The 12,853-nt window shown below is 73.0% G+C and carries 13 protein-coding genes; 8 read left to right on the top strand and 5 right to left on the bottom strand.

Features of this window, described 5'->3' with window-relative positions:
• Positions 1 to 95: 95 nt before the first annotated feature.
• The gene (locus E0F75_RS36810) at positions 96 to 503 is read left to right on the top strand and encodes an STAS domain-containing protein (protein WP_229315329.1); all 408 of its coding nucleotides are present in this window, start codon (positions 96 to 98) and stop codon (positions 501 to 503) included.
• On the opposite strand, the gene E0F75_RS36805 is transcribed toward E0F75_RS36810, so the two are convergent.
• A complete protein-coding gene (locus E0F75_RS36805) occupies positions 481 to 1,989 on the bottom strand; it encodes a class I adenylate-forming enzyme family protein (protein ID WP_229315328.1) in 1,509 nt (502 codons plus the stop codon). The genes E0F75_RS36810 and E0F75_RS36805 overlap by 23 nt on opposite strands.
• Positions 1,990 to 2,122: 133 nt before the next feature.
• Here E0F75_RS36805 and E0F75_RS36800 point away from each other — a divergent pair, with 133 nt between their 5' ends.
• The 4 genes from E0F75_RS36800 to E0F75_RS36785 all read left to right on the top strand — a co-directional run bounded on the left by E0F75_RS36800 (position 2,123) and on the right by E0F75_RS36785 (position 6,315).
• Complete coding sequence (locus tag E0F75_RS36800) at positions 2,123 to 3,361, top strand: amidohydrolase family protein (protein ID WP_229315327.1); 1,239 nt, start codon at positions 2,123 to 2,125, stop codon at positions 3,359 to 3,361.
• A complete protein-coding gene (locus E0F75_RS36795; RefSeq protein ID WP_229315326.1) occupies positions 3,361 to 4,512 on the top strand; it encodes an acyl-CoA dehydrogenase family protein in 1,152 nt (383 codons plus the stop codon). Before E0F75_RS36800 ends, E0F75_RS36795 begins: the two co-directional genes overlap by 1 nt.
• An 8-nt stretch (positions 4,513 to 4,520) precedes the next feature.
• Positions 4,521 to 5,396: an acyl-CoA dehydrogenase family protein gene (locus E0F75_RS36790; RefSeq protein WP_229315325.1), complete on the top strand. Its 876-nt coding sequence runs from the start codon at positions 4,521 to 4,523 to the stop codon at positions 5,394 to 5,396.
• Positions 5,397 to 5,808: 412 nt separating this feature from the next.
• Positions 5,809 to 6,315 carry an ATP-binding protein gene (locus tag E0F75_RS36785; protein WP_229315324.1) on the top strand — a complete coding sequence of 169 codons (507 nt, stop codon included), beginning with the start codon at positions 5,809 to 5,811 and terminating at the stop codon, positions 6,313 to 6,315.
• A gap of 95 nt (positions 6,316 to 6,410) precedes the next feature.
• Here the strand turns inward: E0F75_RS36785 and E0F75_RS36780 are convergent, their stop codons facing one another.
• Positions 6,411 to 7,337, bottom strand: a complete 927-nt coding sequence (locus tag E0F75_RS36780; RefSeq protein ID WP_229315323.1) for a cyclase family protein — start codon at positions 7,335 to 7,337, stop codon at positions 6,411 to 6,413.
• A gap of 100 nt (positions 7,338 to 7,437) precedes the next feature.
• Here E0F75_RS36780 and E0F75_RS36775 point away from each other — a divergent pair, with 100 nt between their 5' ends.
• Positions 7,438 to 8,472, top strand: coding sequence for an SDR family NAD(P)-dependent oxidoreductase (locus tag E0F75_RS36775; RefSeq protein ID WP_229315322.1), 1,035 nt, complete (start codon positions 7,438 to 7,440; stop codon positions 8,470 to 8,472).
• A complete protein-coding gene (locus E0F75_RS36770; RefSeq protein WP_229315321.1) occupies positions 8,469 to 9,518 on the top strand; it encodes a Zn-dependent alcohol dehydrogenase in 1,050 nt (349 codons plus the stop codon). Before E0F75_RS36775 ends, E0F75_RS36770 begins: the two co-directional genes overlap by 4 nt.
• Here the strand turns inward: E0F75_RS36770 and E0F75_RS36765 are convergent.
• Positions 9,508 to 10,467 carry an NAD-dependent epimerase/dehydratase family protein gene (locus E0F75_RS36765; RefSeq protein WP_229315320.1) on the bottom strand — a complete coding sequence of 320 codons (960 nt, stop codon included), beginning with the start codon at positions 10,465 to 10,467 and terminating at the stop codon, positions 9,508 to 9,510. The two genes, E0F75_RS36770 and E0F75_RS36765, sit on opposite strands and share 11 nt — an antisense overlap.
• Complete coding sequence (locus E0F75_RS36760; protein ID WP_229315319.1) at positions 10,464 to 10,637, bottom strand: hypothetical protein; 174 nt, start codon at positions 10,635 to 10,637, stop codon at positions 10,464 to 10,466. Before E0F75_RS36760 ends, E0F75_RS36765 begins: the two co-directional genes overlap by 4 nt.
• Between E0F75_RS36760 and E0F75_RS36755 the strand changes: the two genes are divergently transcribed.
• The gene (locus E0F75_RS36755) at positions 10,636 to 11,892 is read left to right on the top strand and encodes an MFS transporter (protein WP_229315318.1); all 1,257 of its coding nucleotides are present in this window, start codon (positions 10,636 to 10,638) and stop codon (positions 11,890 to 11,892) included. The two genes, E0F75_RS36760 and E0F75_RS36755, sit on opposite strands and share 2 nt — an antisense overlap.
• Here the strand turns inward: E0F75_RS36755 and E0F75_RS36750 are convergent.
• Complete coding sequence (locus E0F75_RS36750) at positions 11,829 to 12,848, bottom strand: GlxA family transcriptional regulator (protein ID WP_229315317.1); 1,020 nt, start codon at positions 12,846 to 12,848, stop codon at positions 11,829 to 11,831. The two genes, E0F75_RS36755 and E0F75_RS36750, sit on opposite strands and share 64 nt — an antisense overlap.
• Positions 12,849 to 12,853 lie beyond the last annotated feature (5 nt).

Genomic DNA, 12,853 nt, shown 5'->3' with positions numbered 1-12,853 from the left:
CGCAAGTGCGCCCTTGACGCGGGCCCGGATGGTAAGGAAAGCGTCATCCCCGCGTCCGGGGGTTTCGGACGGCGCCGGTGGGGCAGGCGGCGACCGTGACGACGATCGAGGTCGACGAGAACGAGTACGGCTCCTGGACGGTGTTCCGTGTACGGGGCGAAATGGACCTGGTCACCTCGCCCCGGATACGCCGCCGCGTCCACGACGCCGTGGCGGGCGGCCGCCACGACCTGGTGATCGACCTGTCCGCGGTGCGGTTCTGCGACTCCAGCGGGGTGGGCGTGCTGATCGCGGCCCGCCGGCTGCTCCGCTCCTGCGGCGGCCGGCTGCGCCTGATCCTCCCCGAGGACCGGGACGGCCATGTCGGCCGGGTCCTCGCCGCGCTCGGCGTCCGGCGCCTCTTCGAGGTGTACGAGGACGTGCCGGGCGCGCTGACGGGGACGGCGGAGCTCGCCGACGTGTCCGTGCCCAGACAGCAGGTCACCGACCGAATCGCTCCCTGAGCCGGTACTTCAGCACCTTCCGCAGCGTCTCGTTGCGGGGGAGTCCGTCCACCACCTCCAGCTGCTCCGGCAGCTTGTGGACCGACAGGCCCGCCTCCCGCAGGAAGGCCGTCACCACCGGGAGGGTCAGCGGGGCGGCTCCCGGGGGCTGTTCGACGACGGCGCAGACGCGCTCGCCGCGCTCGGCGTCCGGGAGGCCTATGACGGCGGCGTCGCCGACGTCCGGGTGCCGGTGGAGGAGGTCCTCGATCTCCTTGGCCGAGATGTTCTCTCCCTTTCGGATGATGATGTCCTTGATGCGGCCGGTCAGGACCAGGTGCCCGCTCGGGGTGAGGTGTCCGACGTCGCCGGTGATGAGGAAGCCGTCCTCGTCGAAGGCGGCGGCCGTCTGCGCCGGGTCCAGATAGCCCCGGCAGACGGCCTCCCCGCGGAGTCGCACCTCGCCGGAGCCGGTGATCCGGATCTCCATGCCGGCCGGCGGGCGGCCCTCCGTGGTGGCGAGGTTCTCGGTGGTGTCGCCGGGCGCGCCCATGGTGATCATGGGGACCTCGGTCATGCCGTACCCGTGGGTGAGCTGGCAGCCCAGCTCCTTCCGTACCGCGTGGTAGATCTCCGGCGGCTTCGGCGCCCCGCCGCCCGCGAGCAGCCGCAGGGTGGGGATGACCGGCTCGCCGGGCTGTTTGCGCTGCTCGGCGAGGAACATCGAGTAGAAGGCGGTGGAGCCGCCGGCGACCGTCACCCCGTGCCGCCGGTACTCGTCGAGGGCGTCGGGCAGCGCGAACTGTTCGAACATGACGGCCGGGAATCCGTACAGCAGCAGCATCACCGTGTAGTCGGGCCCGGCGATGTGCGCGTACGGGAAGGCCATCGAGCCGACGTCGGACCCGGTGAGCTCGAGCGCGTGGGCGAGGCAGGAGCCGCCCGCGAGGAGCGAGCGGTCGGTGTGCAGGACGCCCTTGGGGTCGGAGGTCGTGCCCGAGGTCCAGTAGATCCAGCGGACGTCGGTCCCGGAGGAGGGCGGCGGGGGAAGCACCGCCGGGTCGCCGTCGGGCAGGGAATCGGGTTCGTACGCCTCGAAGATCCCGTGCGCGCCGAGCCGTCGGGCCATCTCCGTATGGTCGAATCCACGCCAGATTCCGGGGACGGCGAAGAACTCGGCCTTGGACTCGCGCAGCGCGAAGCCGACCTCCTTGTCCCGGTAGAAGGGGATCACGGGCGTCTGTACGGCTCCGATGCGGGCGAGCGCGAAGGAGAGCACCGCGGTCTCGATGCGGGTGGGCAGCTGCCAGGCGACGACCGTGCCCGGACGCACCCCCATGGCGTGGAGCCCCGCGGCGCAGCGCTCGGCGCGCTCGCGCAGCCCGCCGAAGGTGAGGACCCGGTCGCCCTGGAGGAGGACGGGCCGGTCGGGGGTGAGGGCGGCGCGGCGCTCGACGAGCTCCCAGAGCGTGCGGGCCGCGCCCAGGGCGTGTGCGGTCTGATCCATGACCGGACTCCTCTTGGCTGACGTTCCGTCAGATCGTCCGGTGAGCGTAGAGGCCGGGCGCTTGTCGGTCCAGGGGCGCGGGGCTAGCCTGATGCCGTCAGATCTGACGGTCCATCAGAAACATGGAGGGGTCATGACGGAACTGCCCCGCATCATCAGCGTCGACGACCACGTGATCGAGCCCGCCCACCTCTTCGAGACCTGGCTCCCGAAGAAGTACCGCGACCGCGGGCCCCAGCCCCTCACGGCCGGCATCGGGGAGCTCGCCTACGTCGCAGGCAAGTACCAGATCACGATGGACCCGGACGGCCCGCCGACCGACTGGTGGATCTACGAGGACCTCAAGTTCCCGTACAAGCGCAACATCGCCGCCGTCGGCTTCGACCGCGACGACATGACCCTGGAAGGCATCACCCGCGCCGAGATGCGGCGCGGCTGCTGGGACCCCAGGGCGCGCCTCGCCGACATGGACCTCAACCACGTCGAGGCCTCCCTCTGCTTCCCGACCTTCCCCCGCTTCTGCGGCCAGACCTTCGCCGAGGCCCACGACAAGGAGGTCGCCCTCGCCTGCGTGCGCGCCTACAACGACTGGATGGTCGAGGAGTGGTGCGGCGACAGCGGCGGCCGGCTCATCCCGCTCTGCATCATCCCGCTCTGGGACATCGACCTCGCCGTCGCCGAGATCCGGCGCAACGCCGCCCGCGGCGTCAAGGCCGTCACCTTCTCCGAGATCCCCACCCACCTCGGCCTGCCGTCGATCCACTCCGGCCACTGGGACCCCTTCTTCGCCGTCTGCCAGGAGACGGGCACGGTGGTCAACATGCACATCGGCTCCAGCAGCCAGATGCCCGCCGCCTCACCCGACGCCCCGCCCGCCGTCCAGGCCTCGCTCAGCTTCAACAACGCGATGGCCTCGATGATGGACTTCCTCTTCAGCGGGGTCCTCGTGAAGTTCCCCCGGCTCAAGCTCGCCTACAGCGAGGGCCAGATGGGGTGGATCCCGTACGCCCTGGAGCGCGCCGACGACGTCTGGGAGGAGCACCGCGCCTGGGGCGGCGTCCGCGACCTCATCCCCGAGCCGCCGTCCACGTACTACTACCGGCAGATCTTCTGCTGCTTCTTCCGCGACAAGCACGGGATCGCCTCCCTGGACGTGGTGGGGCGGGACAACGCCACCTTCGAGACCGACTACCCGCACGTCGACTCGACCTTCCCGCACACCAAGGAGGTCGCCCTCGACCACGTCCAGGGCCTCGACGACGAGACGATCTACAAGCTCATGCGGGGCAACGCCATCCGCATGCTCGACCTCGACTTCGACCGGGGCCTCGGCTTCGGGCGGGCTGCCGACCTCGGGCGGGGCATCGCCTGATGGACCTCTCCTGCACCGACGAGGAGGAGGAGTTCCGCGCCCGGCTCCGGGAATGGCTCACCGCGACCCTGCCCGGACTCCCGCCGAGACCCGACCCGATGGACTGGCCGGCCCGCCGGGCGTACGACTGCGGCTGGCAGCGCCGGCTGTACGACGCCGGGTACGCCGACGTGCACTGGGACGCCTCCCCGACACAGCGGCTGATCTTCCTGGAGGAGACCGAACTCGCCGGGGCGCCCTACGTCGGCGCCAACTTCGTCGGCCTCCTCCACGCGGGCCCGACGATCGCCGCCGAGGGCACGGCCGAACAGCGCGCCCGCTGGCTGCCGCCGGTCCTGCGCGGCGACGAGGTCTGGTGCCAGGGCTTCAGCGAGCCCGGCGCCGGCTCCGACCTCGCCTCGCTGCGGACCCGGGCGGTACGGGACGGGGACGCGTACGTCGTCACCGGCCAGAAGATCTGGACCTCGCACGCGGAGGTCGCCGACTGGTGCGAACTGCTCGTACGGACGGGCCCCGAGACGGGACAGGGGAACGCGCCCTCCAAACACCGGGGAATCACCTGGCTCGCGATGCCCATGGACGCCCCCGGCATCACCGTACGACCGCTGCGGACGCTCGCCGGATCCACGGAGTTCGCCGAGGTCTTCCTCGACGAGGTACGGGTGCCCGTCGAGAACCGGATCGGCGAGGAGAACGACGGCTGGCGGGTCACCATGGTCACCCTCTCCTTCGAACGCGGCACCGCGTTCGTCGGCGAGGTCGTCGCCTGCCGCCGCCTCCTCGGCGAACTCGCCCGCACCGCCCGGAAGAACGGCACCTGGGACGACGCCGTCCTGCGCCGCCGCCTCGGCAGGCTGTCCGCCGAGTTCCGGGCCCTGTGGCGGATCGTCCAGGCCAACGTCAGCGAGGCGCAGGCGACCGGCGGGGTGCCCGGCGCGGGCGGCTCCGTCTTCAAGCTGCACTACTCGCACGCCCGCCAGGAGCTGTACGAGGCCGCAGCCGCCGTCCTCGGCCCCGACGCGCTCGACCTCGGCCGCGACTGGACCCTCGACCGGCTGTCCTCGCTCTCGTACACGATCGCGGCCGGCACCTCCCAGATCCAGCGCAACATCGTCGCCGAGCGCATCCTCGGCCTGCCGAAGGGCCGGTGACTCCCGCCATGGACTTCCGACTCACCGAGGACCAGACGGCCCTGCGGCGCGGCGTACGGGACCTCCTCGAAGGCCGCTTCGACCGGGAGGCACTGCGGGCGGCGGTCGACTCCGGCGGGACGCTGGACCGCGACCTGTGGCGGGAGCTCGGCGCGGCAGGGTTCTTCGCGCTGCGCGTCCCGGAGGAGGAGGGGGGTGTGGGCCTCGGCCTTCCGGAGGCGGTCCTCGTGTTCGAGGAGGCGGGGCGGGTGCTGCTGCCGGGGCCGTTGGTCGCCACGCACATGGCGGCGGGGGTCGTGCCGGGGGCGGCGGAGGGGGACGTGGTGGTGACCGAGGTGTCCGAGGGGCTGGTTCCTTGGCTGGACGAGGCGGATGTGGTGCTGGGGGACACCACCGGGGCCGTACCGATGAGGTCGGTGGATCCGCTGACACCGCTGCACCGGGTGCCCGTGCCCGCCCCCGGCGGCGGGGGAGAGCCGAGTCTCGAGGCCGTCCTGCTCACCGCCGCCGAGCAGGTGGGCAGCGCGGAGGCCACTGCCGGGTCGGCGGTCTCCTACGCCCGCAGGCGGGAGCAGTTCGGGCAGGTCATCGGGGGGTTCCAGGCCGTCAAGCATCTCTGCGCCGGGATGCTCGTCCGTGCCGAGCTCGCCCGCGCCGCCGTCCGCGCCGCCTCCCTCACCGCCGACCCCGTCGAGATCGCCGGCGCCAAGCTCCTCGCCGACGAGGCCGCGACCGCCAACGCCCGCGACTGCCTCCAGATCCACGGCGGCATGGGCTTCACCTGGGAGGCCGACGTCCATCTGCATCTCAAGCGCGCCTGGGTGCGGGCCGAGCTGCGCCTGCCCGCCGCGCGCGCCGAGGAGGCGGTGGCCGCCGGACTGTGACTCCCGGCATCGCTCTCCGCGCCCGCCGGGTCACGGAATGTTGATATCTGGTTGTGTCCTTCGGCGGGGCCGTCACGGCCCGGAGTCGGCCTCCGGCTCCGGTACGCTCCGTGGGATGCGAGTGCTCGTTGGCCCGGATCGTCCCGGTGTCGCCCCTGAGGTGACTCCGGGCCCGGGAATGCGCGCCGCTCGCGCCCCGAGGAGGCGCTCCGCGCGCTCCTGTTCGACTCCCCGCAGCGTGCGTCGCACAGTATGGACTACGCGTACTCCTTCGCGCTGGAATATGCCCGAAGCGCTTGTTGCGGTGACTGTACGTCAACCATGCTGTCTCACAAGGGAATCACGTTCCGTAAGGGCGTCGATGGCTGTGAGGCGCGAGGCGATGTGTCCGCCGGTTCGGATGGTGTGAGCGGTGCAGGTGCTTCAGGTTCAGTTGGAGGTCGGGCCGGACCCGGCGGAGGTGGGGCGAGCCCGGAGGTGGGCCCGGTCACGGCTCGCCGGTTCGGGCATAGGCGATGACGAGCCGCTGGCCGAGACGCTGGTGCTGATCATCTCCGAGCTCGTGACCAACGCGGTGGTGCACACCGGCTGTCCGGCCGTCCTGCGGATGCTGTTCGCGGCGGAGGGCGGTGTGCGGGTCGAGGTGGCGGACGCGAGCGACCGCCCGCCGCGACCCCGGCACGCGGAGGGCGAAGACACCAATGGGCGCGGCCTGGAGCTGGTCGACGGCCTCGCGGACCGGTGGGGCTGGCAGCCCGAGGGCGCCGGCAAGAGCATCTGGTGCGAGGTGGACCCGGCTCCGGCCGCGCCTTCGCCGGGTCTGGGGCCGGGCTCGGGGCGTGGTTCGGGGCACGGTCCGGGCGTCGGTCCCGGTTCGGGCCCGGGGGTGTCGGTGGCGCCCGGCCGGGTGCACTGCTGACGGTTCGCGGCCGGGTGCACCACTGACCTTCGCGGCCGGGTGGCGGGTGACGGCTGCCGAGCCGAGCGCGCCGCCACCCGTCGAGGTGCCGGTACTCAGAGGATGGCGACCGGTGCCACCGGTGTGCCCGTACCGCCCACGAAGGGCTCGGGCATCGCGGAGAGCAGGAAGGCGTAGCGCCGCTCTTGTGCACAGGCTGTGGACAGAGCTTCCAGATTCCAGTTCTGCCCCTGGAGCATGCCCATCTCGACCAGGTCGAGGGCGTGCACGGGCAGCCACAGGTCCTCGATCTCCGGTGGGAAGATCTCGAAGGTGAGGGTGTCGTTGGCGACGGCCGCGACGTCCCGGGCGTGGAACCACTCCGGCGTACGGATCGAGAGTCCGGGTGACGGGAAGGCGTATCCGTGCCGGTCGCCGGCCAGGTACGACTGCATCTGACCCGTCCGTACGAGCACGATGTCGCCGGACCGTACGGTCACCCCGGCGAAGTCGGCGGCCTCGTCCAGGTCCTCGGGCGTGACGGCGTGGTCGCCCGGCAGGCGGTCCAGGCCCTTGGCCGCGGCCACGTCGAGCAGGACCCCGCGGCTCACGAGGTGGCGGGCCGTGTGGATGCCGCTGAACTCGGAGCGGCCGTGCGGGGTGATGGTGGCGGCGGGGCGGCCGTTGTACAGGTGGCCCGAGTGGGAGACATGGGTCAGCGCGTCCCAGTGGGTGCCGGCCTGGAGGCCGAGGGTCACGGCGTCGTCGCTGGTCGCGACCGTGCCGGGGCCGAAGAGCTCCTGGTTGATCTGGACCATGACGTGGAGCGGATTGACCCGGCCGGGGATCATGCCGGTCTGGACGCCGTCCTGCTTGAGGTCGACGGCGAGGGGGACGCGGTGGCCGGTGCGGACGGTGGCGACGGCCTCCCGTACGACCTCGTCGGTGACAAGGTTGAGGGTGCCGATCTCGTCGTCCTGGCCCCAACGGCCCCAGTTGTTGACGCGCTTGGCGATCTCGTGGAATGCGGCGGGCAGAGACATCGGGGCCTCCGGGGTCTTGTTTTCCGGTATCTGACGGACCGTAGAATCCTGACGACGAATGAATCTAACGGACCGTCAGAAACTGCGGGAGGGGCCGGGCGTGGGGAACTTCTTGGCTGGCAAGGTCGTCGCCGTGACGGGCGCGGGGCGGGGCATCGGCCGCGCCGTTGCCCTCGCGTGCGCGGCGGAGGGCGCGAAGGTCGTCGTCAACGACTACGGGGTGTCGATCGAGGGCGGTGAACCGACCTCGGAGATCGCGCTTTCGGTGGTGAAGGAGATCGAGGCGGGGGGTGGCACGGCGGTCGCGGTGGCGGACGACATCTCGACGATGGCGGGCGGGCAGCGGGTCGTCGACGTCGCCCTCGCCGAGTACGGGCGCCTGGACGGGGTCGTGTGCGTGGCGGGCATCCTGCGCGAGCGGATGCTCTTCAACATGTCCGAGGAGGAGTGGGACCCGGTCGTCGCGACGCATCTGAAGGGCACGTTCACGGTCTTCCGGGCGGCCTCGGCGATCATGCGGCGCCAGGGGACCGGGACGCTGATCGGCTTCACGAGCGGCAACCACCAGGGCTCGGTGGCGCAGGCCAACTACTCGGCCGCGAAGGGCGGGATCATCTCCCTCGTACGGTCGGCCGCGCTCGGCCTCCACAAGTACGGGGTGACGGCGAACGCGGTGGCGCCGGTGGCGCGGACCCGGATGTCGGCGAACGTCCCGATGGAGCTGAAGGAGATCGGGGAGCCGGAGGACGTGGCCGCCCTCGTGGTCTACCTGCTCTCCGAGCGGGCCCGCGAGGAGAGGATCACCGGCCAGGTCTACACGATCGCCGGCCCGAAGATCGCGGTCTGGGCGCAGCCCAGGGAGCTGCGGGCGGGATACGCGGAGGGCGGCGCCTGGACCCCGGAGCGGATCGCGGACTTCCTGCCGGGGACGGTGGGGGTGGACCCGATGCCGATGCTGGCGCGCCTGGAGGAGATGGCCCGGGCCGCGGCGGCGGGCGACCGCCCCAACACGGGCGCGGGCACGGGAACCGGCCCGGGCGCGGGCGGCGCCGCGGGCGCGGGCCCGGGCGCGGGCGGCGCCGCGGGCCCCGGCGCGGGCGCCCGTACCGACGCGAGCGAGGGGAACGGCTCATGAGGGGTGTGGTGTTCGACGGGAAGCAGGTCCAGGTCGTCGACGACCTGGAGGTACGCGACCCCGGACCGGGCGAGGTGCTGGTGGGGATCGCGGCGGCCGGACTGTGTCACAGCGATCTGTCGGTCGTCGACGGCACCATCCCCTTCCCCCCTCCCGTCGTCCTCGGGCACGAGGGCGCCGGGGTCGTCGAGGCGGTCGGACCAGGGGTCACGCACGTCGTCCCGGGCGACCACGTGGCCCTGTCGACCCTCGCCAACTGCGGGGCCTGCGCGGACTGCGACCGCGGACGGCCCACCATGTGCCGGAAGGCCATCGGGATGCCGGGACAGCCGTTCTCACGGGGCGGGCGGCCGCTCTACCAGTTCGCGTCGAACTCGTCGTTCGCCGAGCGGACCGTCGTGAAGGCGGTCCAGGCCGTGAGGATCCCGCAGGACATCCCGCTGACCTCGGCGGCCCTGATGGGCTGCGGTGTCCTCACCGGCGTCGGGGCCGTACTGAACCGGGCGAGGGTCGGACGGGGCGAGACCGTCGTCGTCATCGGCACGGGCGGGATCGGGCTCAACGTCCTCCAGGGCGCGAGGATCGCGGGCGCGCTGACGATCGTGGCCGTGGACACGAACCCGGCGAAGGAGGAGGTGGCCCGGCAGTTCGGGGCGAGCCACTTCCTGACCTCCACCGACGGGGTACGGGAGATCCTCCCCACCGGCGCCGACCACGTCTTCGAGTGCGTCGGGCACACCGGGCTCGTCCGGACCGCGATCGACCTCCTCGACCGGCACGGCCAGGCGATCCTCCTCGGCATGACCGCGCCGAAGGCGGAGGCGAGCTTCCTGCCCGCCGCGATGTTCCTGGACAAGTCGATCCTGGGCTGCCGGTACGGCTCCTCCCGCCCGCAGCGCGACATCCCGCTCTACGCCGAGCTGTACCGCTCGGGCCGCCTCCTCCTCGACGAACTCGTCACCGCCACGTACCCGGTGGAGGAGTTCGCGAGGGCGGTGGAGGACGCGGAGGCGGGCAAGGTGGCCCGGGGAGTCCTCACTTTCTGAGGGCGCGGTACGCCGCCACGGTCCGGTCCATGGCCTCCTCGACCGGGGTGGCGACGGCGCCGAGCCGCTCCTTGACGAGCGCGGAGTCGACGACGAACGGCTCCGCGAACTCGTACCGCATCTCGATCAGTTCGCGCACGGTCCGGTTGACCGCGCCCATCACGTACAGCGCCGCCGTCGGCATCCGGCGCAGGCGGGCGGAGCCGGGGCGGCCGGTGGCGCGGTGGGCCAGGTCGACGAGTTCCCGGGTCGTGCGGGTGTGCGGGTCGTTGGGGAGGTGCCAGACGCGGCCCGGGGCGTCGGGGTGCCGGCCGAGGAGGGCGAGTGCCTCCCCGATGTCGGGGATGTAGGTGTAGGTGTGCGGCTGGTCCGGATCGCCCAGGACGGTGGCGGTGCGCCCGGCGAGAAGAGCCGGGAAGACCAGGTCGCCGAGGTTGGACTGGGCGCCGCCGCGCGGCCCGAAGTAGTCGGAGGCGCGCCCGATCGCCACCTCCACGCGCCCGGCCCCGTGGGCGGCGAGCAGGTCCTGGGCCATCCGGCCCCGGAGTCTCCCCTTGCGGGTGGTCGCGGCGTCGGGGGTCTCCTCGGTGAACGGGCGGCCCCCGGGCGACCCGTAGCTGTAGACGTTGTCCATCGAGACCATCCGGGCGCCGCTCGCCTCGGCCGCGGCGAGCACGCCGGCCTGGAGGGCGGGGAACTCCTGCTGCCAGCGGTGGTACGGCGGGTTGAGGGCCTGGTAGACGACGGCCGCGCCGGCCGCGACGGCCGTGGTGAACGCGGGATCGGCCGCGTCACCGGCCGTCACCTCGACACCGTCGGGGACGTCCGCCCGGCCGGACCGGTTGACGATGCGTACGGACTCCCCCTGACGGACCAGCGCCTCGGCGACGGCCGTGCCGACGGCACCGGAGCCGAAGATCACGTGACGGGGGTTGGTGGTGTGCTTCATGCGTCGACCTCGCGTCGGGAGCCCGGTCCGGTGGTCCGGCCGGGGGTGGTGGCGGGCAGGAGTCCGTGGAACAGGACGCCGGGGAGGGCGGAGAGGGTGCGCGCCCCGGAGGACGAGGCGGGGAAAACGAGGTGGGCCTCACGGGTGTCCGTCGTTACGGTCCTGAGCATGTCCTATCGCGAGCTCGCCACCCGTCCCGTTCTCGCCTGGTCCGCCGTCACCGTCGCCGGTCGGCTCCCCGTCGCCATGGCCCCCCTCGCCCTCGTGTTCCTCGTCCGGGAGCGCCCCGGCGGGTACTCGCTCGGAGCCGTGCTCGCCGCCGCGTACGTCATCGGGGAGATCGTCGCCGCGCCCGTCCTCGGCCTGCGGCTGAACGCCGAGCGCGCCCGGCCGCAGCTCGTCGCCGGACTCGCCGTCGGGGCCGCCGGGTTCGCGGGTCTCGGGCTCGTGCCGGGGGCGCACCCCGTCGTGCTCGCCGCCCTCGCCCTGCTCGGCGGCGCCGGGCCCGCCGCCGTGCCCGGCGGGCTGCGCGCGCTCCTCACCAGCCTCGTCCCCGAGCGGGCCGTGACCCAGGCGATGAGCATGGAGTCGGTGCTGACCTTCGGCATCTGGGCCGCCGCTCCCGCCCTCGTCACCGGCCTGGCGCTCGGCGTCGACCCCGCCGTACCCCTGCTGCTCATGGGGGCCCTGATGGGTCTGTCCGTCGCCGGGCTGTGGGCGCTCCCGCCCGGCTGGCAGCAGGCGGCCAAGGGGGACGGCGCGTCGACGCGGCGGGCGCTGCTCCGGGCCTGGCCGGTGTACGTCCTGGGGGCGGCCGGTCTGACGCTGCTCGCGCTCGCCGAGCTGATCCTGCCCGCCCTTCTCGAACAGCGGGGGATCGGCATCGGCTGGGCGGGTCTGCTGCTCGCCGGGTTCTCGATCGGCTCGGCGGTCGGCGCGTTCGCCTACGGCCTCCGGGCCGGCTGGCCCGGCACGCTGACCGTCCAGTCGCTCGTCCTGGTCCTCGCGGTGGCCTCGGGCGTCGCCCTGGTCGCCGTACTGCCCTCGGCGGCGGGGATGGCGGTTGCCCTGGTCGCGGCCGGGCTCCTCCAGGCCCCGGCGAGCCTGGCCCGGAACCTGGCCCTCAGAGAGCTCCTGCCGCCGTCGGCGCTCGCCGCCGGGTACTCGGTCATGTACGCGGCGGTGGGCGCCGGTTACGCGGCCAGCGGCACCCTTGCGGGCGGTCTGCTCAAGGTCGTGGCGCCGTCCACGGCCATCCTCTGGGGGGTCGGCCTGACCGGCCTGCTCATCCTGATCGGCGCGGCGGGGGAGCGGCGGCTCGTCCGGGAGCGAGAGGACGGCGATCGGCCTCGGCCCCGGCCTCAGGAAGAGGCGTCCGAGGTGTCCGAGGCGGCGGACGCGGCCGTCCGGAACGTCCGCCGGTAGGACGTCGGCGTCACCCCGATCGCGCTCATCAGGTGCACCCGCAGCGACTGCGCCGTGCCGAACCCCGCGTCCTGCGCGACCCGGTCGACGGGCAGGCCGGTGGACTCCAGGAGATGGCGGGCGCGTTCGACCCGCTGCTGGGTGAGCCACTGGCCGGGGCTGATGCCCACCTCGTCACGGAAGCGGCGGGTGAACGTCCGTATGCTCATCGCCTCCTTCTCGGCCAGGTCCCGCAGCTGGATCGGCTCGTGCAGGTGGGCGAGGGCCCAGGCCCGCGCGGTGGTCGTGGTGTGGGTCCCGGCCTCCGGCAGGGGTCGCTCGATGTACTGGGCCTGACCGCCGTCCCGGTGCGGCGGTACGACGGTCCTGCGGGCGACGTCGTTGGCGACGGCCGTGCCGTGGTCGCGGCGCACGATGTGCAGGCACAGGTCGATCCCGGCGGCCACGCCCGCCGAGGTGAGGACGTCGCCGTCGTCGACGAACAGCACGTCGGCGTCGACCCGTACGCGCGGGAAGAGCCGCTGGAAGTGCTCGGCCGAGGACCAGTGGGTGGTGGCCGGGCGTCCGTCCAGGTACCCGGCCGCGGCGAGCACGTATCCGCCGGTGCAGATGGAGACGAGCCGGGTGCCGGGCCGGATGTGGGCGAGCGCGGCGGCCAGTTCGCCGGTGAGCCGTCCCTCGTCGTAGACCGGGCCGAGCTCGTACGAGGCGGGTACGACGACGGTGTCGGCGGTGGCGAGCGCCTCCGGGCCGTGCTCGACGTGGATCGAGAAGTCGGCGTCGGTGGGGACGGGGCCCGCGACCGGGGCGCAGGTCACGATCTCGTACAGCGGACGTCCCCCGGCGTCCTTCGCGCGGCCGAAGATGCGGTGCGGGATGCCCAGCTCGAAGGGGAGGAGGCCGGGCAGCGCGAGCACGGCGACGCGGTGCGGGGGCGGTTCGGACGACGGCGGCACGGGCG

The sequence above is a fragment of the Streptomyces sp. CB02980 genome (assembly GCF_014451325.2).
Classification (GTDB): Bacteria; Actinomycetota; Actinomycetes; order Streptomycetales; family Streptomycetaceae; genus Streptomyces.
The sequence above is the reverse complement of the archived record's forward strand: the minus strand, read 5'-3'. Positions and strand labels throughout refer to the sequence as shown.